Genomic DNA, 25,198 nt, shown 5'->3' on the forward strand with positions numbered 1-25,198 from the left:
CATATAAAAAAAGGGAAGAAGATTATGACTTTTAATGCATTAGTCGTGGATAAAACCGATGACGGTATCACACAGGTAATTGAGACGCATACAGACGCACAATTGCCGGAAGGAAATGTGACCGTAAATGTTGAATATTCAACATTAAACTATAAGGATGGCCTTTGTCTGACGGGTAATGGTGGGCTTGTGCGCACTTATCCGCATGTGCCAGGTATTGATTATGCAGGCACCGTAGAGGCTTCGGATCATGAACGCTATCAACCCGGGGATAAGGTAGTCCTCACCGGATGGCGTGTTGGTGAGACGCGCTGGGGTGGTTATGCCCAAAAAACACGTATTGACGGTGATTTGTTGGTGCCATTGCCAGACGGATTAACAACCCGTGATGCTATGTCCGTCGGTACGGCGGGCATGGCGGCTATGCTGGCGGTCCTAGCATTGGAAGATCATGGAGTGACACCCGATAAAGGTGAGGTTCTAGTCACTGGTGCCTCTGGTGGTGTTGGAAGTATTGCGACGGCAATTTTGTCTAACCTTGGTTATGAAGTTGCGGGTGTACGTGGTCTAGCCGATACGCCAGGATATATTGAATCCATGGGCGCAAGTCGTGTTATTCCGTTGGAAGATTTATCTGAAACAACGAAGCGTCCATTGGAAACTGAGACTTGGGCAGGTTGTGTGGATGCCGTGGGCGGTGACATGTTAGCGCGGGTATTGGGGCAAATGAACTATGGAGCTTCGGTTGCAGCTGTTGGTTTGGCCGGTGGGGCACAACTGCCAGCAACTGTAATCCCATTCCTGCTTCGTGGTGTGAATCTCTTAGGCATTGATAGCGTAATGCAGCCTTTTGAAAATCGCGTGCGTGCCTGGGAACGTATTGCAAAAGATCTACCACTTGAGAAACTAAACAACATGATCCAATGCGCCAATCTGAACGATTTACCGACGCTTGGGAAAGACATTCTAAACGGTCAAGTTAAAGGCCGCATGTTGATTGATGTGAATTCATAAGTTCAGAAATCAGCTTGTTAACCAATTAAAGAAATAAGAATGCCTCAAACTTAAACCCACTCCGTCTTACAGAAGGCAGAGTGGGTTATTTGTTTGGGTTCGTCTGTATAGCCAAATTAATATCTGTTGATGGATCTTTCCCAGTTTTCCAGAAAGATGCGTCTTTTCATTTGGTCCAGAAAAGCAAGTAACCCCACATCCAGTTTGATTGGTAAGATTGAAAATTGACCTAAATACGGCGTTAACCTGCTGACAATACTTGTATTTATTGGGATTAATGCGGTCTCTCTTGCCATAATCGATTGGCCTTCATATGAAAGGATAAATTGAATAAAGGTTTCTGCTAATTCTTTTTGCTTGGATGATTTTGGAATGAAAGCTGAACGAGCCATTGCCAAGGTGTAATCAGACATCAATATCACGCCTAAATCAGGATTAGATTTTGCAAATTGTAGCGCATAGGACCCCAATACATTGTAACCATATACCAACTCTCCCTCTGCCACACGATTGAGTATATCCGACGTACAGCAATAGGTTTGGACATTTGCCCAACCCAAGCTTTCATTCAGCGTAAATATTTGATTACTATGAATACTATCTTGTGTTGCAAACATATATCCAACACCAGATTCTTTAATGTCATATACACCTACGCGGTTCACATAGAAATCAGGATTTTGACGAATAGAAGCAATCAACACTTCCCGGTCCGTAGGAATATCCCTGTCCGAAAATGAAGGCTTATGATAAACGGCAACAACAGGTTCATAGGTAAAACCATATAATTCATTTCGCCATTGCGCCCATTCGGGTAAATTGAAATTAACTGTCGGCGTAAATTGATGAGCAAGCCCTTCATTTACAAGTTTAACCTGTAAATCCATTGAGGAACTGATAACGATATCTGTCTCAAACTCCGGATCATTTGAGTTTTCCAAAATCAGTTCCGCAAGTTCATTTGAATTATGATCATGATAGATAATATCAACATCAGGATATTTTTTCTCAAATCCTGCAAGTAATGCTGAGATCGCAGTTTGATCTGTATTACTGCGAATATAGAGAGAGGTCGCATTTGCCACTGTTGTGAAAAAGAATATAGGTAGCAGGAAAGCAAAGGCTTTAAGATGATTATTCATTTTCGTTCTGCCTTTTAATTGAAATGATAACTCCCAATCCGCCAAGTTTTGAGTTTGTTAACTCTACATCTGCCTGATGTGATTCCATCACCTCCTTCACAATTGCCAAACCCAAGCCGCTATGATTTGGCTTATTGGTAAAGGAAGAAAAACGATTAAACACTTCGTGACGATTTTCTTTCGGGATGCCGGGGCCGGCGTCGTCAATTTTCAATATGATATCAGATTGAGTTTGATGAAGAGATATCACGATTTTGTTTTTAGATGGGCCATGATTGATGGCGTTTTCAATGAGGTTAATCAAAGCTTCACGTAATGAAATTTCATCTCCTAAAATAGAATAATCCGTTTTTCCATGATCTTGGATATCGAGTGAAAATTCAATTTCAGAGGCAACATGGTCCTGCACCATCTTTTTTAGCGTTTTTACGATCAGTTCATCTAGTTTTAATATTTGTGGAGGTTGTTTGTCTGACCGATGAATAACCATGGCGTGAGAGAGTAGTTGATTTGTTAACCGTATTGTCCGACCTGCTAAATTATCTATCTTTTGCAATCTTTCATGTAATTGTTTTGGATCTTCCGCCCCAAGAGAAACTTCCAATTGTGATTTAAGCGCACTTAAAGAAGTACGTGTTTGATGTGCAACATTTGCGATAAAGTTCTGAGTATTATCAAGGCTTTGCTTATGTCGCGAGATAAGGCTGTTAATGGACTTAACCAAACTTTGAACTTCTCGTGGTGGTGAAGAAGGCAAAGGAGAAAAATCCGTTGGTTCACGCATGCGCAACTCTCTTTCGATCCCAATCAATGGATAAAGAGCGCGATTAATACCATACCAGACACATAATAATCCCCCAATTGTGATAACAATAGAAATAGCCAGTCCACTCAGAATGAGTTCCCACATGAGTTGATTTCGCGCAATCGTCGTTTGGCCAATTTGAACCGTAATCCATTGAGAGCGATTATATCCGCTTAAAAAACGTGACTGTAGAATGAAGCGCATGGGTTCATCACTATAATCCGCATTGTAATAGATCGCTTGATTAGAAAATTTCTGATCATCGGGAAGTGGTAATTCATCCCGCCCGGTAAGAGTTTGGCCATCAAATCCGGACACTCGATAAAATACTCTGTCCTCTTTAGCTAGACCAATTAACTGTAATGCAGAATAGGGAATATCTACGGAAGGCCCTTCTGGTGTTAAGGAAATTCTTTCAAGGATGGATAAAGCTGCCCCGGCTAAGAGACGATCATATGCACGGTTTGAGGCATCTTGTGCATAGCGCCATAGACCGATTGAGATGATACATATAATCACGATAAATCCGATTGCCATGCCAACCAGTAATCTCTGGCGTAAGGAGGGTTGAACAGTGTCAGATGTCTTCGTCAACATGTGCAATATATCCTAACCCACGGATTGTTTTAATATGAAATGGTGTTCCCCCTAATTTTTTGCGCAATCGTGTCAAAGATTGTTCTACGGCATTCAGGCTCGGGGCTTCATCAAAAGTATATATATGGTCTGCTAGTTCCTCTTTGGTTAATACCCGATCTAGATTTGATAAAAACAACTCAAAAAGTTGAACTTCTCTATTCCTTAACTCCAAGTCACGGCCCGCTAATGTTGCACGTTTTGAGGCACTGTCATATGCCAATTCGCCAATTCTAAATTCATTTTTTGCATTTCCAGATTTACGGCGCGCAAGAACGCGACAACGGGCTAATAGTTCCCTAAAATCAAATGGTTTTAAAAGATAATCATCCGCACCAGCATCTAGGCCAGTAACACGGTCACTGACTTCGGAACGCGCGGTTAAAAGTAAAACCGGGGTGTCATCATTGCGCGCCCGCAAAGATCGCAACACATCAAATCCGCTCTTGCCGGGCAGGTTCACATCCAGAATAACCAGTTCAAACTGACTAAAACGCAGTAAATCATTGGCGACTTCGCCATTGACTTCATGATCAATGGCATGCCCTTCCGCTTTGAATCTTTCCAGAATGGTTTCCGCAAGATCCTGATTATCTTCGATTAACAAAATTCTCATATCCAGATCATAACGCACATAAAGCCAGAGTTCAGCCAAAAATACGGTATGTCAGTTTCGTGTCAGAAAACCGTCAGGCTAATGTCAGTTTCCTTCGATATAAGGCCATACCTTACATAATAATGATCTAGTTGTGCCTTTGGGAGGTTACTTATGAAATTCTTGAAACTTGCATCTGCTGCAATTTTGGCGACTGTTGTTTCAACAGCATCTTTTGCTGCAGATATTGATAAAATCCATTTCCTTATTCCAGGTGGTGCAGGCGGTGGTTGGGATGGCACTGCGCGTGGCACTGGTGAAGCGTTAACCAAATCAGGTATTGTCAGCTCTGCATCCTATGAAAATATGTCCGGCGGTGGTGGCGGTAAAGCTATCGGATATTTGATTGAAAATGCAGATTCCAACCATGGCACTTTAATGGTGAATTCCACACCGATTGTTATTCGTTCTTTGGTGGGCCGTTTTCCATATAACTTCCGTGATCTAACTTTAGTTGCAGGCACAATCGGTGATTATGCTGCCTTTGTTGTCGCGAAAGATAGCCCTTTGAATAACTTTAATGATCTTGTGGCGGCCTATAAAGAAAATCCGCGTGCGGTTGCTGTTGGTGGTGGCTCTGTGCCGGGGGGTATGGATCACTTGGTTGCTGCTATGGCGATGCAAGCAGCGGGTGAAGACCCAACAAAAGTGAAATACATCCCGTATGATGCAGGTGGTAAAGCAATGGCGGCGCTACTTTCTGGTGAGATCCAAGCATTATCTACAGGATTCTCCGAAGCGGTGGCCTTGGCAAATGCTGGTGAAGTAAAAATCATCGGTATGACAGGGGCAGAGAGAAATAATGCTTATGAAGCTGCACCAACCTTGAAAGAGCAAGGAATCGATGCGGAATTCGTAAACTGGCGCGGCTTTTTTGCAGCTCCGGGATTGCCTGATGCCAAAGCAGATGAATATCGTAATGCGCTGGCGAAAATGTATGATACCGATGCATGGGAAGAAGTACGTGCGCGTAATGGTTGGGTGAATATCCATAATTCCGGTAAAGATTTTGAGCAATTCCTTACCAAGCAAGAAGAAGTTATTAAAGATCTAATGACAAAGCTTGGCTTCTTATAAGATCCAGATAAATCAGGATATTGGGGTTGGTAGTTATCTTCTGCCAACCCTCTTTAAAATCGAGAGGCGAAATCATGACATTAGATAGATGGATCTCTATATTTTTCTTAAGCATTTTCTTGGTATATGGCTATGCGGCTTATGATTACCCGCTACTCCCTTTTGAAAGACATATGGCTTTCTTACCGAATACATTGCCAAAGGCTTTAAGTATTCTTGGGATCGTAATAGCAGGCTTCATTTTAGTTACGTCTAAGGCGAAAAAGATCGATGAAGAAACGGACAGCGAAAATGAAGGCGATATCAATTTAAAACAGCTTCATACCTATAAGATAGGTCAAGCGCTGGCGATTCTTGCCGCTATGGTCATTTATGCGCTTATTCTTAGGCCTGTAGGATTTATTCCTTCCACTATCCTCTTCTTGGTTGGGTGTGGCTGGATTTTGGGGGAGCGTAAACTCCAAGTGATGATCCCGGTTGCTGCTATCGGCGCATTCTTTATTTGGTACTTGGTACAAGAAGTGTTGGGCATCTTCCTTAAGCCATTGCCTTGGTTCATAGGTTAGGAGGGATAGATTATGCTTGAAGGACTACTGATTGGATTAGAAACCGCTTTTTCGTTTCAAAATTTATTACTTGTAATCGCAGGCTGTTTAATCGGCACCTTGATCGGTATGTTGCCGGGTTTGGGGCCAATGTCCATTATCGCGATTATGATCCCTGTGGCGATCTCAATTGGCGATCCGTCGGCCGCGTTAATCTTGCTGGCAGGCGTTTACTATGGGGCCATTTTTGGTGGATCCACCTCGTCAATTCTTATTAATGCGCCGGGGGTGGCGGGAACGGTCGCAACCTCTTTTGATGGCTATCCTATGGCAAGACAGGGCAAAGCCGGAAAAGCGCTTACGATCGCGGCGATTTCTTCCTTTGCAGGTGGGACAATAGGGGCACTTTTACTGATGGGCTTTGCGCCTGCACTCTCTTCGGTAGCCTTGCTTTTCCATTCAGCAGAATATTTTGCTTTGATGGTGGTTGGCCTTTCCGCTATTGCAACATTTGCAGGTAGTGGCAAAGTCGCCAAAGCATTAATGATGACAGTATTAGGTTTGTTGCTTTCTACAGTGGGTGAATCTGCCTTATTTAATGCACCTCGCTTCACAATGGGGCTGCAAGATCTTCAATCCGGTTTTAGTTTTGTGACATTGGCGATGGCGTTATTTGCTTTACCTGAAGCCTTATACCTTGTGCTTGATCCATCACGCGGAAATAACAAAGAAGATGGCGGTGCCATTAAGAACTTGCGGATTACCAAAAGCGAGGCCAAGAAAATGGTGCCAGTCGTTAGTCGACAATCCATTCAAGGATTTCTGATCGGTGTGATGCCGGGCGCAGGTGCTACGATCGCTTCCTTCTTGGGATATGCGGTAGAGCGAAATATCGCAAAAGGCGATGATCAGGCTGAATTTGGTAAAGGGTCTGTGAAAGGTCTGGCGGCACCAGAAACCGCTAATAATGCAGCTTGCACCGGATCGTTTGTGCCTTTGTTAACATTGGGAATTCCCGGGTCCGGAACCACGGCGATTTTATTGGGTGCTCTTATTGCCCTGAATGTGAATCCAGGCCCGCGCTTGATGGTGGATAATCCGTCTATTTTTTGGTCTGTGATTATTTCTATGTATATCGGGAATGTGGTGTTACTGATCTTAAATCTTCCGCTTATTCCATATATCGCGAAGTTATTGACCTTACCAAGAAACTACCTCATCCCGTTCATCCTGTTTTTCACAATGATTGGGGCTTATATCGGGCAGAATAATGCAACAGAGCTTCTTTTATTAATTGGATTAGGTTTGGGGGCGACAGTCTTGCGTTTTGCTGATTTTCCGCTTCCTCCACTTCTGATTGGATTTATATTGGGTGGTATGTTGGAAGACAATTTTGCACGTGCGGTGAATATCTCCGACAGTATGGCCTTTATGTATGAACGGCCAATGACATTGGGATTGCTTGTTATCGGTATTCTTCTGATTGTCATTCCGAGCTTGCGAAGAAGAAAAGCAAAGTAATATGAAAATAATTATCGCCGGAGCCCTTAGGGCTCCGGTTTATTTTGAGTGTGCAAAATGATGGGTATTTTGGATTTTGATAAACAAACAATAGTGAAGCTAATTGTAACCCTGTTCATTGGGGCAATAGGCGGGACAATTGCCCATTATATTCATCTGCCTCTTGCGTGGATGATTGGACCGATGATTGCCAATATTTGTGCGAGTATGGCTGGTATTCAGGTCGGCATCTCCCTTAAGCTTCGCTCATTCACGCTGGTGATATTGGGATGTTTTCTTGGTTCCACCTTTGAACCAGAAATATTAGATAACATCCTTGCATGGCCGTTTAGTCTTTTGTCTGTTTTGGTTTTTGTGGTTGGCGCCACTATTTTATCAGCTCTCTATTATCACAAAGTTGCGAAGTTAGATTTTGTAACATCTCTATTCTCTGCAACGCCCGGTGGACTAACCCCGATGACCATCTTGGGAAGCAGTCTTGGGGGTAAAGAACAGAGTATTTCCTTTTTACAGGGAATCCGTGTTGTCTTTCTTGTATGCATGACACCATTCTTGGTTTTTGAAGTATTGGGATATGATAATTCGGGGATATCTCAACAAGTCATAAAAGAAGAAATCATCTGGTCTGAAGTAGGGATACTACTCACTGCTGCCATTCTAGGTGTCTTATTTGCGATGAAGATGAAGATCCCCGCTGCTCAAATGACAGGGGCGATGTTCGTCAGTGCGGCTCTTTTCTTATCAGGGGAAATCACAACGGACCTCCCTTCCATCATACTTGAAACGACTTTATGGATATTAGGGTCAGCCATTGGTAGTCGGTTCTCTGGGTTTGATCTTAAACTTGTCAAAAGTCATATCGTACAAGGAGGGGTTAATCTTTTTTGTCTGACGGCTGTTACATTGATGATATCTGCAGCCGTCGCCCATTTTTTTGGATTAGAATATGTCGCCGTGCTTCTTGCTTTTGCACCTGGTGGGGTTGCAGAAATGTGCCTTATTGCCTTGGCGTTAAATATCGATCCAGGCTTTGTCGCATTTCATCATCTCACCCGCATTAGTTTGATTTTGCTCATTACACCGATTGTGGCAAAACGAATTCAAAAACAAAAATCTACTTAAATATAGTAAATTTTGCATTGGAATATATGCATGTAATCATAAAAATAAAATATTATGAGTTTGAGTGTTTCTAGGATTTTTTATAAAATAATATAAAGTATACGATAAAAAATAAAATATACTTGTAGCCTTCCTTATAACTACATAAAGTTAGATTAGAAGATTAAAATTCCCGTGTACTAACATGGGCATATAACGTTTAGTTGAAGGCTTATAATGATAAAGAATCTAAGCATTAAATATAAATTCCTACTCTTATTTACAATCATTCTTACCGGCTTTGTGATCATTTCAGTCATCAATGTCATATTGGTACAAGCAGAAATGCTATCTGATCGAAAAGATAAGATTAAATCGGTTGTTGAAACGACAGTTTCTATGGCTGAGGGGTATGCATTAAGTGCAAAATCTGGTGAGTTAACGGAAGTTGAAGCGATTGAACAATTCTATAGTCATGTGACGGATATAAGATTTGATAATGACACAGGATATATGTTTGTATTTGATACCAAAGGTGTCACATTGGCGCATGGGGCTAATCAGAGTTTGGTAGGCAAGAACCTTTCTCAAATACAGGATCAAGATGGCAACTACTTTGTAAGAGATTTGATTGAGTCGGCCTCAGGGGATGGCTTTACAAGCTATGTTTGGCCGAAACCAGGAGAAGATCCTGATAAATTATTTGAGAAGATTTCTTTTGCGCATAAATTACCTTGGGGTGATGTGATTGGCACAGGCATTTATACTGACGATCTGGATGAGGCAGTTTCAGATATCATATTGAAATCTGTTTTGGTTATTGGGTCAGTCTTGCTTGTGACACTTGTTATTGGTGTGATTATTAGTCGTGATCTAACGCAGGTTTTACAAAGAATCTGTAGCTATATGAATGCAATCAGTCAGAAGGATTATATTGCTGGTATTGAAGGTGTCGAACGTAAGGATGAAATTGGTGAAATTTTGCGATCAACCTTAAGTTTTCAAGATCAAGCGAAAGAAAATGATGACTTGAAAAAGCAGCATGAAGAAGCCGAAAAACGAAATCATGAGATGCGGCGCCAAGAAACTATAAACTTGGCGGATAGTTTAGAGAAGAGAATTCAAAGCTCTATTGATAATGTATCTAATGCACTGAAGAAACTGCATCAGACCTCAGATCAAATGACCACAAATGCAGCAAATACGTCTCTGGAGGCTGAAAGAGTTAATCTGGCAACTGACGATGCCAGTAATAATGTAGAGACCGTTTCCGCCGCAAGTACAGAACTTTCTGCCTCCATTCAAGAAATCAACCGACAAGTTTCACAAGTATCGGCTTCGTTAAGTGATGGCGTAGAACAAGTCATGATCGCCAATCGCGAAGTAACGGGCTTATCTGAATCTGCTCAATCGATAGGTGAGGTTATTAACTTAATTCACGATATTGCAGAACAGACCAATTTACTTGCTTTGAATGCAACTATTGAGGCCGCACGTGCAGGGGAAGCAGGGAAAGGCTTTGCTGTCGTCGCGACGGAAGTAAAAAGTCTAGCAAGTCAAACCTCTAAGGCAACAGACAAGATCGAAGGGCAAATTAAATCTATTCAATCTCAAACCGTTGTGAGTGCGGATAATATACAAGCGGTCAATGAGATGATTAAAAAGATTGATCAAATGGCAAGCGAGATTTCTTCAGCAGTAGAACAACAAAATCTGGCGACAGGTGAAATTGCCCATAATGTTGAAAGTGCGGCAAGGGGGACAAAAGATGTTAGTGATAGGATTAAATTGGTTGCAGGCTCGTTAGAAGAAACTAATCAATTCTCCGGACAGATAAATACCGTAACGCGGGAGATTGAAGATGAATTTAAAAATATGATTTCAGAGATGCATGGTTTTCTTGCTGATGTGCGTCAGTAAAGAAAATGGGTCAGCCTAATGTCTATGTCCGAGAATAAAAATATCCTGAGTTTTAAAACTGTAACGGTGCATAAAGCAGGTGCATTACCTGAAACTTCTTCTATTCCAGTAACGTCAACACAGCTTGCAAAACTGTATGGACAATATTTAACAAGCAAGGAAGCAGAACAAGCGCTTGCCCATACGGCATTGTTACAAGGATTTGTTGATTACTTAAAGGTGTATCATTTGCAAGTTCATGAATATCTCAGCGAGAATGGAATTATCGGCCAGTTACTGAAACGCTGACATAAGTTTCCTGCAGCACTAGAGCGAGTAGTCTGTTCTCGTGACAGTCTAGTGTATGTAAACTAAAAGGAGGCCTGTCCAATAGCAGGTCTCCTTCTTTTTTTATTATTCAATGAGGTAAAGAAATTTCTTTGAGGAATGGCTTTGGTGGATCTAGATAAAAACTAAATAATTCTTCTTCAGATATTGGTGGAGAAAACCCAAAGCCCTGAAATGCATCAAAGCCTAAATCTATCAAAGTGTTTAACTGAGCTGAATTTTCAATTCCTTCAACCAAAGTGTTCTTTTTCATAGACTTACATGCATTTAAGATCGATGTTAGCAGCATTCTTTTCTTGTAATCTTTCTCAACATCAATCACGAATTGCCTATCGATTTTGATTTCATCAACACAGAAGTGGACAAGTTTGGACAAGCCGGAATATCCGGCTCCAAAATCATCAAGTGATATTTTAATGCCTGCTTTCGACAGCCTGTTTACATTTAACTGCGCGGATTTCATTTTGCTAAACATCGCCGTTTCTGTCAGTTCCAATATGATGTAGCTAGAAGTGAGGTTGTAAAATGTCATTCTATCGAGAAGGAATTGAACAAAGCTTTCGTTATCAATATCTATTCCAGAAATATTTATTGAAACGGGCAATATATCTTCTGAGGAGTTCAAAGATAAGAAACTCAGTTTAGCGCATACTTGCTCAATTACGTATTCAGTTAAATTGGATATTAATCCGCTTTCTTCTGCGATTGGTATAAAGATTGAAGGTGGAATTGTGCCCAATTCAGGAGAATGCCATCTGATCAAAGCTTCGAAGCCGAAAGGATATCCTGTTGGGTCGACTTTTGGTTGGAAAACCAATTTAAATTCTTTGTTCTCAATAGCTGTGGGAAGATATTGGGATATCTCATGCCTTTCAATGAATTTTTCTTTATCTTCTGCGTTAAAGGGGTTGAGTATATTTGAGCCGTTTTTTGCTGCATAAGATGCATTGGAAACAAGGGAATCAAAGCTAAGTGAGCTATCTTCAGATGAAATATTACCGCATTTGACTTCGATAGGTATATCCATGCCATCATGAGAAAGAGTTTTTGGGATTTTGGGATCAATTACACCTTCAATAAAATCCTTACCAATTGAATATGGGCTAAGCTCGATAAAACCTAAGGTATCATAATCAATAAGAGAAACTGTTGAGGGGACCTTATGTGAAAATAACACATTTTGAATATATTGGCTTAATTGCCGTAAAACGGAAACTCTCGAGGCAACTCCAAATTTTTGCTCTATGAAGTCAATGTTTTTGACCGAAATTGTGAAGATTTCGAGAGGTTCAGGGTATTTTTGCTGGAAGGTTTTTATATTTTTTTTTAGCCAATTTCGATTGGGAAGCTGAGTTAGTGAATCAATATGCTTGGTTTTCAAAATATAGTTTTGGTGTCGTTTGAACAATGACACCAAGGCAGTGTCTGATGTAACATCATTAAATGTTAATAATGCACGGTCTGTGAAAGGGATTTTCAAGAGCTCCACATTATATACCTTTCCCGAGACCTTGATGCTTTTAAGGGGATTAGATGTCTGAATATTTAATTCTTCAGAGTTTATGAGGCTATCTAGCTTCGTGTTTTGAATGTCTTCCTTATCGGAAGAAATAAGCGTCATAAAAGCTCTATTAAAATCAATGATTTCTTTTTCACTATTAATAATTACTTTTGGTAAAGATGCTTGATTAAAAAGGGCTCTATATAATTCTTTTTGTTCTAATAAATTCTCTTCTGATACAGCAGCTTGCTGTAGGGAGTTTTTAGCAATTTTGATCGCTTTAAAAGTGGCAATTGGAATACAGATATTAAAAAGTAAAAAAAGCGTACTATGTACGTAGATATGGGCATTTGGCAGGTTTTCTACATAAGGATTAACGCTGCTTAAATGAAAATTGGAAAGCAGCATTACGAAGGGGATAATATTGATCAAGATGCACGCAACACCAGTGCGTGTGCCGAAAAACATAAATCCAATTATGGGAAGTAAATAGAAAGTCATAAGCCCTGTGGAGGCTAATGATAAATCCGTATGATTTGCGCTGAAAATCAAACCCGCTAATGCGAGTGCTCCCATAAATGTGGCAACACCATATTTATAATTTCTTTTACTCAATTTTACGATCAAAAGAAGGAGGCTGTAGAAGAATGCGATGATGAGCAGCAGATAAATTGATTTATTACCGATAGCTTCATATGCTGATGCAATGAAAATTATGTTTGAAAAAACAAATAGTACTAAGATCACCAGTTTGAGCGTATTGCTCATATGGGAGTCAAAGTCAGATGACTTTTTTTTGGGTTCAAAACCACCAGAATTCATTGAGGTAAAGGTTAAAAACCAATTGATTAACTTAAGCTTTTTTATTGTTATTATATCGTATTTCATTTGAAATTTCTCTGGGTAAATCGCGGTATATAAGTATATTGTAAAATATATTTAGAGTATTAATTGGTTTTGTAAAGAAACTTAAAATAAGAATTAATATTAATTTTATCTATTTGGTTCGTGGTCATAATCTGACTTAGCGATAGTGGGATGGACCTGTGTATCCATTGGTCGTTAAATTAGATTACATTGTCTTTGTTCATGAAACTTGGTAGATGCTTCCATAAGCAAAAATTACGAGGTCAAAGATGACGAGGAAGTCAACAATCGAATGGAACTGCAGTTGGGCTAGAGCCGCGGAAGTATTTGGTGATAAATGGTCTTTGCTGATAATAAAAAATGCCTTTATGGGAGTGCGTTCTTTTTCTGGGTTTGCGGAGAGTTTAGGGATTTCAAGAAACATACTATCTTCACGTCTTGAGCATTTGGTAACCTATGGTGTTCTGGAAAAAACACCGAAAGACTTCATGAGTAAACAAAGTGATTATAAATTGACCGGAAAAGGCGAAGACTTAATCGTTATGATGATTGCCATCGGGCAATGGGGCGATAAGTATCATTTTGATAATCATGAAATACCTATTCAGATACGCGATACCCAATCTGGTGAAGAGGTTTCTATATTAGAAGCAAGTTCCAAAGATGGTCGTGTGTTAAGCGCGACAGATATAACTTTTGAGCCCGGTCCAGGAGCAAATGAAGAAACTAGAGCGCTTTTACATAGCCAGTCACAATTATAAGCTCCTAACTCTCAAATTTGGGTGATAAACCAGCATGTAATAATTTCTGATAGATTTCTGGATATGTTTGATAAATATAATGAAGAAATTCTTTTGAAATATGATCTTTGTTATTTATTTCCAATTGTGTCTGGTGAAGGTTGTCTAGAAATTCGCCATAAATTTTAAGAAGATTATCTTTTGGCAAGCTGTCACTTAAAGCGGCATCGCTTGTAATATATTGTGAATCATTCCTCATTTCTGCCCCTGAATTGATGATTGTTTCGTTTCAAATAACATATTCATTCAGCATTCAAAGAAGTGAAGATCATTTGCCTAGCACAAATATAAGCTGAATTATTACATTATCATATTACCATAAATGATTCTAATAAAGTATTAATAAGTTTTGTAAAGAAACTAATTTCTCTCATCGGTTGAGAGAAGTGATTATTTAACAATAAACTTTCTCGAGAATTCTTACGTTTTTATTCTCTATCCAGTTTTTCACTATTTGATCAAACGATAGAAAATGTTTTGTCTTCAGATGCATATTGAATGCGTCTTCATCTGAATAAAGCTCATATAAGAAAATCTCGGTCATGTCATTCGGGTTGATCGCGATATCAAACTGGTGACAATCTTTTTCTAAACGTAAGGTATTTTCGGCTTGTGCCTTCATTTCTATAATGAATTTATCTATGAATTTAGGTTTAATTTTGAAGTCGACCAGTATCGCGATCATGATTTTGCTTCCTTGCTTGTATTGAAACTTTTTCCAACACCATAGCCTTTGTTGAATTTCGCTAATGCTTCGTCCATTTGTCTGTCACTAAGCAATTTTACGTTATCAACGCAAAGTAATCTGAAATAAACATCACATAATGTTTCCACTTCTAGGGCCATGGACAACGCTTGTTTTAGTGAATTTCCCAATGCAATTTGCCCATGATTTGCGAGTAAGCATGCTTTTCGATCTTTGAGAGCTTCTAAAGCGACATTAGATAATTCTTGAGTGGCAAAAGTTTCATATGGTGCACAACGAATTGAATTTCCGCCCATAAGACCGATCATGTAATGAAATGGCGGGACATCCCGATGCATGCATGCGATGGTCATTACCGCTTGACCATGGGTATGCACAATGGCATTCACTTCAGGGCGAGCTTTGAAAATATCTTCATGAAAGCGCCATTCGCTGGAAGGTTTACGCAAGCCGTTTGGACTTTCGTGATTGCCATCTAATTCTTTATAGACAATATCCTCCGGTTGTATTTCTTCGTAGGCCATGCCGGATGGCGTAATGAGATATCCGTTATCTATTCGGATGGATGCATTGCCTGAAGATCCTTGATTTATGCCAAGTGCGTTCATTTTGAGAACTGTTTCTATCAGCTCATTTCTTAAATCCAGATGTTCCATTTTATCTACCATTCAGGCTGTTGAGTTGTGAGATCGCTTTGGTGAAGAAATCGTCACTGCCAAAATTACCAGATTTCAATGCGAGCGCGATCGAGGAATCGCCGATGCTTTTGGTCCATGGAACACCGGGATCAATCATAGGGCCAATCTCCAAAGTATTCACATTTAATGAATTAATCACCGCACCTGATGTTTCACCTCCGGCAACAACAAAGCGCTTTATATTTTGTGCATGTAATTTTGTGGCCAATGTCGATAAAACAGCTTCCACCTGTTCACCAATCTCCAAAGCATTTCCATGCTTGTGAATATGCTCAAGGTCGTCAGGTGTAGTCGATGAATAGATAAGAACCGCATCATCATCTTGTAATTGATTTTCAGCCCAGCTCAGGGCTTCAGTAACAACATCTTTGCCTGAAAGAATATCAAAAACATTAATCTGGAAACTGTCGATAGTTAGTTTCGCATATGCGATTTGTTTGCGGGTCGCTTCAGAGCAACTACCTGATAATATAACAGTTTTTCCGATTGGCGCGTCGAAACTTTCTTGAGATTTGGAGGAGAGAATGCCTTTTTCAAGATAGTTATCTATGAGCCCTTGCCCGACTGCGGATCCGCCGGTGATAAGCGAAAGGTCTTTGCAGGCTTTCCCAATTTTTAACAGATGTTCATCTGTTAGACTGTCCATAATATATATTTTGGAATTAGGGTTTGATGAGGAAGTGTCACTTAGGGGACGTATTCCATTTTCAATCTCGTTGAAAAAGATATTCTCCACTGTTGCATCACATTGACTTGATAGTACTTGCTTCAAGTTGGAATTGGTCATTGGCGTAAGTGGATGATCTTTCAAGGGTGAGGCTGATAACAAGACATCATTTACAAAAAGATGTCCTTTATAGACTGTCCGACCGTTTTCCGGGAAGGAAGGGCAGGCAATCGTGGTCTTCACGTTAAGCTCTTGCATCAAGGCATCACAGACTGGTCCAATATTTCCCTGTTCCGTTGAGTCAAATGTTGAACAGTATTTGAAAAATATTTGTTGGGCGCCTTGATCTTTTAACCAGCGGCAGGATGTTATTGATTGATCAATGGCATCAGCAGCCGGAATAGTACGTGATTTAAGGGAGATGACGATCGCGTCTGCATCCGGCACAGGTGTTTGATCATATGGGACGCCCACAATCTGCGCGACTTTCAAACCCGATCTTTGAAGGATCATCGCAATATCAGTCGCCCCCGTGAGGTCATCTGCAATACAGCCTAAAATAACTGACATGATTAACCCCGACCGACATTTTGTAATTGATACATGCGCGAAATAATTTCTTCCGTCACAGCTTTAGTACCCATATCTCCGCCAAATTCCATTGGTCGGATGGCGTTGGCGGAAAAGCCGTCATAAATTGTATCCTCAATGAGATTTGCGGCTTCTGTAAGCTTCGGGTTTTGATTCTTATCGGCAATATAGTCCAGCATCAGAGAACCACTTAAGATAGCAGCTAAGGGATTTGCTTTATCCTGTCCCATAATGTCAGGCGCACTGCCATGAGCCGGCTGGAAAAGGCCATGATGATCGCCGATCTCCCCACAGGCAGCCATGCCCATGCCTCCAACAAGGCCTCCCCCTAAATCCGACAAGATGTCGCCAAACATGTTTTCCATAACCATGACGTCAAATTCCCATGGTTTACGGACCAAATCTAACGCCATGGCATCCACATAGTTATAGGAATATTCGATATCACTATGGGATGTTGCGCATTCATTAAAGATTTCGCGAAAGAATGCCTGAGATTTAAAAACATTTGCTTTATCGACGCATGTTACTAAACCGCGTTTCCCTCTATTTTTTCTTTTGCGGGCTAAGGAGAAGGCAAAATTGTGTAACTTCTGTGTCGTGCCACGGGTGATACGCATGATATCTTGAATTTCATCATTATTTTCTACCGGGCATCTGTTATGGACGGCCGCAGAATAAAATAAGCCTTCAGTGGATTCCCGTAAGATAACGACATCCATATCTGCCGCGCGTTTATCTGCAAGCCTTTGCGGTGCATTTGGATAGGCACGAATAGGGCGGATGCCAGCATAAAGTTGATAACGATCTCTCAAACGTAAATGCGGGGAAATTTCGGTCCCATTTTCATACCGGATTGAAGGTAAACCAATAGCGCCTAAGAAAATAGCATCTGCCTTGCCTGCGTCTTCTTCGCCATTTGGCTGAATATCTGTACCCGTTTCCTTGTAATATCCAGCCCCTGCAAGAATATGGTTTTGGGTTAGAGTGAATCCTCCAACAAGTTTTTCTGCCTCTTGTAGGATTGATAATGTTGAATTGGTTACATCAATTCCAATACCATCTCCCTTGATGACTGCAATTTCATACGACGGGTCTTGCATCTGTGACTATCCTTTAACCTAGGCTATTTTTTCTGACCAGCGAACTTTATCCCCCATTCTCTAAAGGGATCGCGATTGCTTTTTGCTTGGTTTTCTGATCATCAGTTTCATTTTCTAATCATTATTAATAAATGAATTAATGTATACGTCAATATATTCATTGACATATAAAATAACAAATATATTGTTTTAGTGAAATCTCAATCTCTAAAGAATTGGGAAAATATGAATAAGAGAAATTCCAAGCCAAGTACCTAGGGAGGTATAAGTGTTATGTTAAAGAGTTTATTGAAGTTAACGATTGGTGCAGCGGCGGCTGTTACCATGTTTGGCGCGAGCGTTAGTCTTTCGCAGGCAGAGACAGTTTTACGGTTCAGCCATACAGATAATCCGGGTGGCTCAAGACAAGCGGCGGCTGAAGTCTTTGCAGAAAAGGTCGCTGAATATACGGAAGGTCGTTATAAAATTCGTATTTATCCAGCCGGCCAATTGGCAAATGATCCAAAAGCCATTGAACAACTTCAATTGGGTGGTGTTGATTTCACGGTTTCTGCGACGGGCAGTTATGCCACTCATTTACCAACGTTAAATTTAACGGCGATGCCGTTTTTAGTGGATAGCTATAAACAAGGTTGGGAATTATATGATAATTCCGATTGGTTGAAGGGCGAATTTGCGAAGCTGCCTGCAAAAGGTTTCCGTGTTCTATCAACTTGGGAGGCTGGTTTTAGAAGTTTTACCACAACCATGCCATTGAATTCACCAAGTGATGCCTCTGGTAAAAAGATGCGTGTTTATCCAAATGATATGATCCGTTGGACAATGGAAGCAATCGGTTTCCAAACCGTGGTTATGCCTATTACAGATGTATATTTGTCCATCCAACAGGGAATTGTGAATGGTCAGGAAAACCCGGTTGATACCATTAATTCTCTCCGTTTTTATGAAGTTGCTAAAAATGTTACTTTAACACGCCATGTATATAGTCCGTTGCCATTAACTGTATCTGAAGCAACATGGCAAAAATTCTCTGACGCTGACAAGAAAGCTGTGATGAAAGCTGCTGCAGATGCATCTGAATTTAGCCGCAACTTGGTACGTGATTCCGTCAACAGCCAGTTAGATGATATGAAATCAGCCGGTGCTACGATCATTAACCCTGAAATTGGTCCGTTCAGAGAGGCCGTGCAATCAGTCTATTCCAAAGCTGAGGGTATCTATGGCGCCGATGTGGCTAAGATCTTGGCAGATGCGAAGAAGATTCGCGAAGCATATCCTGCAAACTAACAAATATTTCCAAGAAATGCACTGCAAGCTATCAAGCTTTGCAGTGCATTAACTTGCTATATATGGAGTGATATCCGATGGATTATAGGGACAGATATCCAACCATACTTAAAATGTTGTCATGGAGTATCGACACTTTTTTGGTAATTGGTGGAACAACAGTTCTCATTCTCATTTTTGCAAATGCAGTGTTAAGAGGAGCCGCAGGTTTCGATCTGGCCTGGTCGCTTGAAGTGACTGCATTTTTATTACTTTGGCTTACTTTTTTAGGTTGTGCAGCTGCGATTGCTAGGGGCGCACATATGCGCGTGACAGAGATCGTAAATTATCTTGTTGCTGAAAAACTGAAATTGCCGTTGGAAGTGGTCATCAACCTTATAATCGCAGCCCTGTTACTTACCATGATCTATCATGGGTATAATATCTCAGCGCATACCTGGGCACAAAAGACCACAGTTCTATATTGGCCAGTTGGCTTTCTTTATGCGTCTCTGCCTGTCGGTATGACGCTAACCCTTATTTTTCATTTTTATAATATTCGGCTTGATTTACGTGATGGCTTACCACGTCCTGAGGTTTCACAGGATGAAGCGCATGATTGGGAGGATTACGAATGATACTTTTAACAATCTGTGCGATATTTTTGTTTAGCATATTTATCGGAATTCCTCTTGTTTGGGCTATTCTAATCACGGCCGTATTGCCGATTTTTATTTTCGACTTGGGCTACCCCTTACAAGCGCTCTATCTTAATTTTATCGGTGGTGTCGAACCTAATCATTTTATTGCTATTCCCTTATTCATCATTGCAGGTGAATTAATGGGGCGTGGTGGCGTCGGTCAGCGGATTATTGATTTCGCCAAAGCTGCTTTTGGATTCTTGCCGGGTGGATTAGGTTTCGTGGTTGTCGGTGCATCCATGCTTTTCGGCGGTATTTCCGGTTCTGCTATCGCAGATTCTGCTGCGATCGGATCAGTGATGATTCCAAATATGGCTAAGCAGGGTTATAAGAAAGCATTCGCTGGCGGTTTGGTCGCGGCCGCAGGAACTATTGGAATTATTATTCCGCCGTCCATCCCGATGTTGATTTATGGGTTTGTAGGTAATGTGTCGGTTGCCGATCTATTTTTGGCCGGCGTTGTACCCGGTTTGATTTTCGGCACCTTCTTTATGGCTGTTTGTTACTATATCGGTAAGAAAACGGGCTGCGATCCGGGTGGACATAAAACATCTGCCAGAGAATTATGGCGCGCTTTTATTGCCTCTGCACCAGCTTTATTTATGCCTGTTTTAATCCTGGGTGGCATTTTTGGCGGTCTGGTAACACCTACCGAAGCTGCCGCTGTGGCCGTTGTATATGGTTTGTTTGTAACAATCTTTATCTATCGTGATTTTAACATCCGCCATATGCCGAAACTGCTCACTGACTCTTTCGTAACAAGTGCCATTGTGATGGTGGTTATCGGTTCTACAAGTGTATTGGGCTGGTTGATTACTTTAGAGCAGTTACCGCAGATATTGGTTGAGTTTGTTCAACGGATTTCTTCTGATCAATTCACCTTCTTGCTTTTGGTTAATATCGTTTTGCTTATCTTGGGGCTTGTTCTGGATCCGGTACCGGCAATTCTTTTAACTGCACCGTTGTTTATTCCAACCGCAATGTCTTTTGGGGTAGATCCAGTTCATTTAGGTGTGATCATGACATGTAATGTGGCTGTTGGCCTCTTTACTCCGCCTGTCGGGGCAACATTATATGTTGCATCACGAATATCTGGTGTCGGGGTGTTATCAATCGCAAGGGCGATGATGCCATTATATTTGGTGGCAATATCAGCTTTGCTATTGGTGACTTATTTCCCGATTGTATCACTTTCCACTGTCTATCTCTTTAGATAGAGCACTATGAAAAAGGGGAAGAATTAAATTCTTCCCCTTCTTTTTTGAATTACAGCTGTGTAAGACCAAGATTTTCTAAAAGCTCAATCATCATCTGGCCGGATTTTTCTCGGTGAATACGGTGTAATCGGCGTGCTTTATCTGCATCCCCGTCTACAATTGCGCTTAAGACTTCTCGATGATCTGCATTAGATTTCACAGGTAAAGGGCGCATCTTTAACGTCAGCATACGAACACGATGTGATTGATCAAAAAATCGATCAACAAGCTCGATGAGGCGTTCATTGCCACTCATATGAACAAGTTGTTTATGAAACGCTTCATCTGCATGGGCCCATGCAACCAGATCTTCTTTTTCAAGTGCTTCATCCATCTGCGTTACGCAGTTACCTAACGTCCGGATTTCCTTTTCCGATTGTTCATTCTGCGCAGCTTGCCAGGCGGCTGTTGATTCCAAACCAATCAACAGCATGTAGATTTCTTTCATGTCCTTGATAGAGACAGGCTTGACCTTCATCCCGTGTCGAGGGCGTACTTCGACTAACCCTTCAGCGTCAAGTCGCATCATTGCTTCTCTGGTAGGTGTTCTACTCATCTTCAGCAATGCGGCTAACTCCGCTTCCAACAATTGATCGCCGGCGGTAATTTTATTATCAAGGATTAACTTTTTTAACTCAGTATATGCTTTATCTGTTAAAGAAGTTTTTGTTTTCTTTTGAGTAACAGCTTTTGACTGCATTTTTATACTCCCCATTTGCTTCTTTCTAGCATCCTTGAGCACGGAATCAAGCTTATGGTTTAAAAAACTACATCAATCTGTCGCTTTTTATCGTTTGATTTATATACTAAATCTGTAATCTGGACGTTTTTTAAATATTCTGTCGCAGTATTTACAATTTCATCCCCATTGATGAGGCAATTGATAATGTGTTTTTGTAAGTTAAAGACGCAGTTGCCGCCAAAATCTGTATTTTCCCATTCATATGGTATTTCTTGGAACAGATTCGAACCTGTTTCACGGATGAATATTTTTCCGTCTCCATTTAGGAAAATGGTTTTATGTTCCGCCTCAATAACCAATTCGCCCATTGTTAAGCGTCGATTTGAAGCGGAATGATCGCTATTGCGATTACCATCAAATATGCCTCTGCTTCCGTTTTCAAATTCAAATAAGACGATCCCTGCATCTTCACCTTTTATGACTGGGTTGACACGACGAAGGTCTGCATAGAGGTTTTTGACTTCCCCTAACAGATATCTAAAGACATCGATCAGATGCACAGCAGTTTCATGAATTAGAAATTTTTCCATCTGTTGGAAATAGGGTTGGCGATCAAGATAGGCGTCCTTTCCCTGTCCATCGCCCGGTCTTAGATTAAATTTAATCTGGTATATTTCACCTAAACTTCCATCGCTTAGAATATCTTTTATTTTTAGATACCATGGTTGAAAACGGAAGTTCTCATGTATAACAACGGTACCATTCTTTTCTTGAATGAAATCGGTCAGATCTTTTGCTTCTTCCAAAGACTGAGTGAAGGGCTTTTGGCATATAACTTTAACCCCTCTTTCAACAGCCGCGCGTACATATGCATCATGCGTATGGGGTGGGGTAATAATATCCACCAAATCGGGTTTTTCCTGATCTAACATCTCTTCAAAGTCTGTATATATTTGAGGGATGCTATACTGATCAGCGATTTCCTTGGCCGCGTCTTTTGTGCGATTACATATGGCAACCAGATCGACTTCAGGGATTTTATGCCAGGCAGAATATTGAAAACGACTAAAGTAACCAGCGCCAACAGTGACGAGGCGTATCTTTGATGTTGTCATTGTGATGCTTCTCGTCTTGGTCCGTTGAAATTCCAGTGTGTTGGCGGATGTCCGCGATATTCTGTTGTTATCTTGTAGATGCAATCATCTAGTAAGCAGCCAAGATATCCAAGATTGAGATCCTCCCCGCCAAAGGCAAAGCTTGAGATGTTTTTTAGTTTCTTCCCAAAGTAGTTATCCAGATGAGGGCGCCCCATCTTTCCTGCCTGAAACGCTTCTTCGACCCATTTAAGTTTATCTAGATCGCTATCTTCGATTATGATTTCTTGATTGCCATGAATATCAATGCGAATGAGGCGATTGCTGACAATAGATGTGATCCAGATGCCGTCCTTTGTGTCGAAAGTTAAGCCATCGGGAAATGTGCCGAGGCCGAATTCAGCAACAAGCGCCTTATTTTCTAAATTACCATTTTCTGTAATATCGTAACTGATCAATCTCTTTGAAAAAGTCTCGTTAACAAAGAGCTTCTTACCATCTGGTGATACAAGGCATTCATTCGTATAACCTAAGTTTTCTGCAACAATTCTGGCAATACCGTTTTCCACTAAGACAATGAAGCCATCGGCAATATTTGGATTATATCCTAGCGCGCGAGGTATTTTACGGGTGCTGATGGTAATCCAAACACGTCCGTTTGAATCTAGATGAACGTAATTTGTAGGCGGAAGAGGGGAGCCTTCAACTTCAACGCAAAAGGGAGTCGTCACGCCATTTTCAGCTATTTGATAAACCCCGCCCTGATCATCCCCTAAATGAGCAGCTAGTATTGAACCATCAGGCATTAGACAGATGCCGTTTGGCTTTAGATCGAAGTCTAACCCTTTTGCTAGAAGTTCCCATTGAAACCCATCTTGTTCAATGATGTTGATGCCGCCGTTAAAACTTGCGGTGTATATTCGCCCATTTGAGGTGGTTAAAACACATTCGGGTCGATTAAGGTTCGATCCCAGTTTTTCAATATCATCTAGAGATAGCATTATTATTCTTTCAAAGAGACACAGATAATCTGATAGTATGATAACATAGTTTTACTTTTAATTGATATTAATGTAGACAAAGTAAAATTACAAAAAGAATTTATTAAAGTATACATTAATTTTACCTGAGGTAACTTTATGCCAGATATTAAGAAAATTGCACTGGTTGCGCATGACGGACGGAAACCGGATATTATCGAATGGTGTAAATCAAATACGGATATACTTGCCAGACACAAGCTTTGGGGAACAGGAACTACAGGAAAGATGATCCATGAGCAAACGGGGTTAGAGATCATTTGTTTGAAAAGTGGGCCGTTGGGTGGTGATCAACAGCTTGGTGCCATGATTGCCGAAGGGGAATTGGATATTCTTATTTTCTTTACGGATCCGCTTTCCTCTCATCCTCATGACGTGGATGTAAAGGCCTTGGTGCGCATTTCTACTTTGTATCAGGTAGCCATGGCATGTAACCGCACCACCGCAAATTATATTATCTCTTCACCGGAGTTATGAGCTTTATTTATAGGGATAGTGTATTCCCAAAGGTGATATCCAAAATTAAGTTTGGCTATGGGTAGGGATGTTTTATTCAGTGAACAGGAACAGATTTGTGGTTTTTATTTTAGACCAATTAACTTTTTAGCCGCGCATTGATCTCCTCGCGATCTATACACCAAATATGCTTAGGCGGCTCGTGGCCAAAAGCTGCTTCATAGCAATCAAAAAGATTGTGAAGCCTTGTGACTTCCTCTTCTTTTCCCATAGAGGCGGGATTGGGACTATGTTGTATATAAAAACCACAAACATGTTCGCAAAAGTCAAAATAAGCGGGTGAGTAAAGCAAGAATGTATGCCAGAATAAATCCACTGGCCCTGACATACCTATCTTGAAAATTCCATTGCGAGCTGGCCCATCAATTGCAGCTCTGACACAGACGAATCTTTTTACCTCTTCCATCTGCAACAGCGCCATTTCGCGGGGTACATTTTCCTGGTTGCAATAGCTATTTATAATTTCTTCAGATATTTGAAATTGTTGGGCACGTTGAAAATAGTTTCTAATAAGTGAACTCACTTTATCATTCACCAGTAAAGGCATGCTGGAATTTGAATTAAGTCCTGATATACAATTGTCAGATATTTCATCTACTACGGTCATATTTAGCTTTCTAAGTCATATGTGCTCAAATTTATGTTCAATGGAATTGCCACGTCTTAATCCGAGAGAGTTTATTCATGTCCTTATCAGAAACTCCCTTAGATATTTCCTAGTGACATATGGAAGAAATGATATTCACTATTTATCAGTCACTTAACACAAAATGTAAAGTGACTGATAACTAAAGCATCTTTACCTAAAACGTCTCTCTGTAAATTAGTCAGAAGTGACATGCTGTAAAATGGGAATGGGTTAACGATTTAGCGCCTGTATTTTTCGCCTATTACACTTAAAAGATAAATTTTGAAATAAATCCAAATCGAAAGTTGTTGATAGCCATTCTTAAGTTAGTTAGATAAC

Annotated in this window: 25 protein-coding genes; 12 read left to right on the plus strand and 13 right to left on the minus strand. The window is 40.7% G+C overall.

Features of this window, described 5'->3' with window-relative positions; genetic code table 11:
* The first annotated feature begins 24 nt into the window (after positions 1-24).
* Positions 25-1,014, plus strand: coding sequence for an MDR family oxidoreductase (locus tag ACOQOA_RS11325; RefSeq protein ID WP_420548738.1), 990 nt, complete (start codon positions 25-27; stop codon positions 1,012-1,014).
* Between the two features lie 116 nt (positions 1,015-1,130).
* Here ACOQOA_RS11325 and ACOQOA_RS11330 read toward each other — a convergent pair whose 3' ends face one another.
* Genes ACOQOA_RS11330 through ACOQOA_RS11340 form a run of 3 tightly spaced genes read right to left on the minus strand, consistent with a single transcriptional unit; the run spans position 1,131 to position 4,213 of the window.
* A complete protein-coding gene (locus ACOQOA_RS11330) occupies positions 1,131-2,156 on the minus strand; it encodes an ABC transporter substrate-binding protein (RefSeq protein WP_420548739.1) in 1,026 nt (341 codons plus the stop codon).
* Positions 2,149-3,558 carry a sensor histidine kinase gene (locus ACOQOA_RS11335; protein WP_420548740.1) on the minus strand — a complete coding sequence of 470 codons (1,410 nt, stop codon included), beginning with the start codon at positions 3,556-3,558 and terminating at the stop codon, positions 2,149-2,151. Before ACOQOA_RS11335 ends, ACOQOA_RS11330 begins: the two co-directional genes overlap by 8 nt.
* Positions 3,539-4,213: a response regulator transcription factor gene (locus tag ACOQOA_RS11340; RefSeq protein WP_420548741.1), complete on the minus strand. Its 675-nt coding sequence runs from the start codon at positions 4,211-4,213 to the stop codon at positions 3,539-3,541. The genes ACOQOA_RS11335 and ACOQOA_RS11340 overlap by 20 nt, the downstream gene beginning before the upstream one ends.
* 153 nt (positions 4,214-4,366) lie before the next feature.
* Here ACOQOA_RS11340 and ACOQOA_RS11345 point away from each other — a divergent pair, with 153 nt between their 5' ends.
* From ACOQOA_RS11345 to ACOQOA_RS11370, 6 genes are all read left to right on the plus strand, one after another.
* Positions 4,367-5,329 (plus strand): Bug family tripartite tricarboxylate transporter substrate binding protein, encoded by a 963-nt coding sequence (locus tag ACOQOA_RS11345; protein ID WP_420548742.1) that lies wholly within the window; start codon positions 4,367-4,369, stop codon positions 5,327-5,329.
* Between the two features lie 74 nt (positions 5,330-5,403).
* Positions 5,404-5,895 carry a tripartite tricarboxylate transporter TctB family protein gene (locus ACOQOA_RS11350; RefSeq protein ID WP_420548743.1) on the plus strand — a complete coding sequence of 164 codons (492 nt, stop codon included), beginning with the start codon at positions 5,404-5,406 and terminating at the stop codon, positions 5,893-5,895.
* 12 nt (positions 5,896-5,907) lie between these two features.
* Entirely contained in the window at positions 5,908-7,395 is a 1,488-nt protein-coding gene (locus tag ACOQOA_RS11355; RefSeq protein ID WP_420548744.1) for a tripartite tricarboxylate transporter permease, read from the plus strand.
* 57 nt (positions 7,396-7,452) lie between these two features.
* The gene (locus ACOQOA_RS11360; RefSeq protein WP_420548745.1) at positions 7,453-8,517 is read left to right on the plus strand and encodes an AbrB family transcriptional regulator; all 1,065 of its coding nucleotides are present in this window, start codon (positions 7,453-7,455) and stop codon (positions 8,515-8,517) included.
* Positions 8,518-8,733: 216 nt separating this feature from the next.
* Positions 8,734-10,416 carry a methyl-accepting chemotaxis protein gene (locus tag ACOQOA_RS11365; protein ID WP_420548746.1) on the plus strand — a complete coding sequence of 561 codons (1,683 nt, stop codon included), beginning with the start codon at positions 8,734-8,736 and terminating at the stop codon, positions 10,414-10,416.
* An 18-nt stretch (positions 10,417-10,434) separates the two neighbouring features.
* On the plus strand, positions 10,435-10,704 hold the full coding sequence (locus ACOQOA_RS11370) for a hypothetical protein (protein WP_420548747.1): 270 nt from the start codon (positions 10,435-10,437) through the stop codon (positions 10,702-10,704).
* 109 nt (positions 10,705-10,813) lie between these two features.
* Here the strand turns inward: ACOQOA_RS11370 and ACOQOA_RS11375 are convergent, their stop codons facing one another.
* Positions 10,814-13,132: an EAL domain-containing protein gene (locus tag ACOQOA_RS11375; protein WP_420548748.1), complete on the minus strand. Its 2,319-nt coding sequence runs from the start codon at positions 13,130-13,132 to the stop codon at positions 10,814-10,816.
* Between the two features lie 248 nt (positions 13,133-13,380).
* On the opposite strand from ACOQOA_RS11375, the gene ACOQOA_RS11380 reads away from it, so the two are divergent.
* Entirely contained in the window at positions 13,381-13,872 is a 492-nt protein-coding gene (locus ACOQOA_RS11380) for a winged helix-turn-helix transcriptional regulator (protein WP_420548749.1), read from the plus strand.
* A gap of 4 nt (positions 13,873-13,876) precedes the next feature.
* Here ACOQOA_RS11380 and ACOQOA_RS11385 read toward each other — a convergent pair whose 3' ends face one another.
* The 5 genes from ACOQOA_RS11385 to ACOQOA_RS11405 all read right to left on the minus strand — a co-directional run bounded on the left by ACOQOA_RS11385 (position 13,877) and on the right by ACOQOA_RS11405 (position 17,676).
* Complete coding sequence (locus ACOQOA_RS11385; RefSeq protein ID WP_420548750.1) at positions 13,877-14,110, minus strand: hypothetical protein; 234 nt, start codon at positions 14,108-14,110, stop codon at positions 13,877-13,879.
* A 195-nt stretch (positions 14,111-14,305) separates the two neighbouring features.
* The gene (locus ACOQOA_RS11390) at positions 14,306-14,596 is read right to left on the minus strand and encodes a putative quinol monooxygenase (protein ID WP_420548751.1); all 291 of its coding nucleotides are present in this window, start codon (positions 14,594-14,596) and stop codon (positions 14,306-14,308) included.
* Positions 14,593-15,285, minus strand: coding sequence for a class II aldolase/adducin family protein (locus ACOQOA_RS11395; protein ID WP_420548752.1), 693 nt, complete (start codon positions 15,283-15,285; stop codon positions 14,593-14,595). Before ACOQOA_RS11395 ends, ACOQOA_RS11390 begins: the two co-directional genes overlap by 4 nt.
* Positions 15,275-16,552 carry a 3-oxo-tetronate kinase gene (otnK, locus tag ACOQOA_RS11400; RefSeq protein ID WP_420548753.1) on the minus strand — a complete coding sequence of 426 codons (1,278 nt, stop codon included), beginning with the start codon at positions 16,550-16,552 and terminating at the stop codon, positions 15,275-15,277. The genes ACOQOA_RS11395 and otnK overlap by 11 nt, the downstream gene beginning before the upstream one ends.
* Before the next feature lie 2 nt (positions 16,553-16,554).
* A complete protein-coding gene (locus ACOQOA_RS11405; RefSeq protein ID WP_420548754.1) occupies positions 16,555-17,676 on the minus strand; it encodes an isocitrate/isopropylmalate dehydrogenase family protein in 1,122 nt (373 codons plus the stop codon).
* A 273-nt stretch (positions 17,677-17,949) separates the two neighbouring features.
* Here ACOQOA_RS11405 and ACOQOA_RS11410 point away from each other — a divergent pair, with 273 nt between their 5' ends.
* The 3 genes from ACOQOA_RS11410 (at position 17,950) to ACOQOA_RS11420 (ending at position 20,860) form a co-directional block, all read left to right on the plus strand.
* Complete coding sequence (locus ACOQOA_RS11410) at positions 17,950-18,963, plus strand: TRAP transporter substrate-binding protein (protein WP_420548755.1); 1,014 nt, start codon at positions 17,950-17,952, stop codon at positions 18,961-18,963.
* Positions 18,964-19,040: 77 nt separating this feature from the next.
* Positions 19,041-19,580, plus strand: coding sequence for a TRAP transporter small permease (locus ACOQOA_RS11415; RefSeq protein WP_420548756.1), 540 nt, complete (start codon positions 19,041-19,043; stop codon positions 19,578-19,580).
* Positions 19,577-20,860 carry a TRAP transporter large permease gene (locus ACOQOA_RS11420; RefSeq protein ID WP_420548757.1) on the plus strand — a complete coding sequence of 428 codons (1,284 nt, stop codon included), beginning with the start codon at positions 19,577-19,579 and terminating at the stop codon, positions 20,858-20,860. The genes ACOQOA_RS11415 and ACOQOA_RS11420 overlap by 4 nt, the downstream gene beginning before the upstream one ends.
* A 49-nt stretch (positions 20,861-20,909) precedes the next feature.
* Here ACOQOA_RS11420 and ACOQOA_RS11425 read toward each other — a convergent pair whose 3' ends face one another.
* From ACOQOA_RS11425 to ACOQOA_RS11435, 3 genes are read right to left on the minus strand one after another with little or no spacing between them, the layout of a single operon-like run.
* The gene (locus tag ACOQOA_RS11425; RefSeq protein ID WP_420548758.1) at positions 20,910-21,599 is read right to left on the minus strand and encodes a GntR family transcriptional regulator; all 690 of its coding nucleotides are present in this window, start codon (positions 21,597-21,599) and stop codon (positions 20,910-20,912) included.
* 59 nt (positions 21,600-21,658) lie between these two features.
* On the minus strand, positions 21,659-22,696 hold the full coding sequence (locus ACOQOA_RS11430) for a Gfo/Idh/MocA family protein (protein WP_420548759.1): 1,038 nt from the start codon (positions 22,694-22,696) through the stop codon (positions 21,659-21,661).
* Positions 22,693-23,676 carry an SMP-30/gluconolactonase/LRE family protein gene (locus tag ACOQOA_RS11435; RefSeq protein ID WP_420548760.1) on the minus strand — a complete coding sequence of 328 codons (984 nt, stop codon included), beginning with the start codon at positions 23,674-23,676 and terminating at the stop codon, positions 22,693-22,695. Before ACOQOA_RS11435 ends, ACOQOA_RS11430 begins: the two co-directional genes overlap by 4 nt.
* 138 nt (positions 23,677-23,814) lie before the next feature.
* Between ACOQOA_RS11435 and ACOQOA_RS11440 the strand changes: the two genes are divergently transcribed.
* The gene (locus ACOQOA_RS11440) at positions 23,815-24,192 is read left to right on the plus strand and encodes a methylglyoxal synthase (RefSeq protein WP_420548761.1); all 378 of its coding nucleotides are present in this window, start codon (positions 23,815-23,817) and stop codon (positions 24,190-24,192) included.
* 118 nt (positions 24,193-24,310) lie between these two features.
* On the opposite strand, the gene ACOQOA_RS11445 is transcribed toward ACOQOA_RS11440, so the two are convergent.
* Positions 24,311-24,838, minus strand: coding sequence for a hypothetical protein (locus tag ACOQOA_RS11445; RefSeq protein ID WP_420548762.1), 528 nt, complete (start codon positions 24,836-24,838; stop codon positions 24,311-24,313).
* Positions 24,839-25,198 lie beyond the last annotated feature (360 nt).

Origin of the sequence: Curvivirga sp., from assembly GCF_965219885.1 — a bacterium.
In the GTDB taxonomy this organism is placed as follows: Bacteria; Pseudomonadota; Alphaproteobacteria; order UBA8366; family Aestuariispiraceae; genus Curvivirga.

Coding starts and splice junctions, on each gene's coding strand:
- ACOQOA_RS11325 (WP_420548738.1), top strand. CDS start 25: ATGACTTTTAATGCATTAGTCGTGGATAAAACCGATGACGGTATCACA.
- ACOQOA_RS11330 (WP_420548739.1), bottom strand. CDS start 2,156: ATGAATAATCATCTTAAAGCCTTTGCTTTCCTGCTACCTATATTCTTT.
- ACOQOA_RS11335 (WP_420548740.1), bottom strand. CDS start 3,558: ATGTTGACGAAGACATCTGACACTGTTCAACCCTCCTTACGCCAGAGA.
- ACOQOA_RS11340 (WP_420548741.1), bottom strand. CDS start 4,213: ATGAGAATTTTGTTAATCGAAGATAATCAGGATCTTGCGGAAACCATT.
- ACOQOA_RS11345 (WP_420548742.1), top strand. CDS start 4,367: ATGAAATTCTTGAAACTTGCATCTGCTGCAATTTTGGCGACTGTTGTT.
- ACOQOA_RS11350 (WP_420548743.1), top strand. CDS start 5,404: ATGACATTAGATAGATGGATCTCTATATTTTTCTTAAGCATTTTCTTG.
- ACOQOA_RS11355 (WP_420548744.1), top strand. CDS start 5,908: ATGCTTGAAGGACTACTGATTGGATTAGAAACCGCTTTTTCGTTTCAA.
- ACOQOA_RS11360 (WP_420548745.1), top strand. CDS start 7,453: ATGATGGGTATTTTGGATTTTGATAAACAAACAATAGTGAAGCTAATT.
- ACOQOA_RS11365 (WP_420548746.1), top strand. CDS start 8,734: ATGATAAAGAATCTAAGCATTAAATATAAATTCCTACTCTTATTTACA.
- ACOQOA_RS11370 (WP_420548747.1), top strand. CDS start 10,435: ATGTCTATGTCCGAGAATAAAAATATCCTGAGTTTTAAAACTGTAACG.
- ACOQOA_RS11375 (WP_420548748.1), bottom strand. CDS start 13,132: ATGAAATACGATATAATAACAATAAAAAAGCTTAAGTTAATCAATTGG.
- ACOQOA_RS11380 (WP_420548749.1), top strand. CDS start 13,381: ATGACGAGGAAGTCAACAATCGAATGGAACTGCAGTTGGGCTAGAGCC.
- ACOQOA_RS11385 (WP_420548750.1), bottom strand. CDS start 14,110: ATGAGGAATGATTCACAATATATTACAAGCGATGCCGCTTTAAGTGAC.
- ACOQOA_RS11390 (WP_420548751.1), bottom strand. CDS start 14,596: ATGATCGCGATACTGGTCGACTTCAAAATTAAACCTAAATTCATAGAT.
- ACOQOA_RS11395 (WP_420548752.1), bottom strand. CDS start 15,285: ATGGTAGATAAAATGGAACATCTGGATTTAAGAAATGAGCTGATAGAA.
- otnK (WP_420548753.1), bottom strand. CDS start 16,552: ATGTCAGTTATTTTAGGCTGTATTGCAGATGACCTCACGGGGGCGACT.
- ACOQOA_RS11405 (WP_420548754.1), bottom strand. CDS start 17,676: ATGCAAGACCCGTCGTATGAAATTGCAGTCATCAAGGGAGATGGTATT.
- ACOQOA_RS11410 (WP_420548755.1), top strand. CDS start 17,950: ATGTTAAAGAGTTTATTGAAGTTAACGATTGGTGCAGCGGCGGCTGTT.
- ACOQOA_RS11415 (WP_420548756.1), top strand. CDS start 19,041: ATGGATTATAGGGACAGATATCCAACCATACTTAAAATGTTGTCATGG.
- ACOQOA_RS11420 (WP_420548757.1), top strand. CDS start 19,577: ATGATACTTTTAACAATCTGTGCGATATTTTTGTTTAGCATATTTATC.
- ACOQOA_RS11425 (WP_420548758.1), bottom strand. CDS start 21,599: ATGCAGTCAAAAGCTGTTACTCAAAAGAAAACAAAAACTTCTTTAACA.
- ACOQOA_RS11430 (WP_420548759.1), bottom strand. CDS start 22,696: ATGACAACATCAAAGATACGCCTCGTCACTGTTGGCGCTGGTTACTTT.
- ACOQOA_RS11435 (WP_420548760.1), bottom strand. CDS start 23,676: ATGCTATCTCTAGATGATATTGAAAAACTGGGATCGAACCTTAATCGA.
- ACOQOA_RS11440 (WP_420548761.1), top strand. CDS start 23,815: ATGCCAGATATTAAGAAAATTGCACTGGTTGCGCATGACGGACGGAAA.
- ACOQOA_RS11445 (WP_420548762.1), bottom strand. CDS start 24,838: ATGACCGTAGTAGATGAAATATCTGACAATTGTATATCAGGACTTAAT.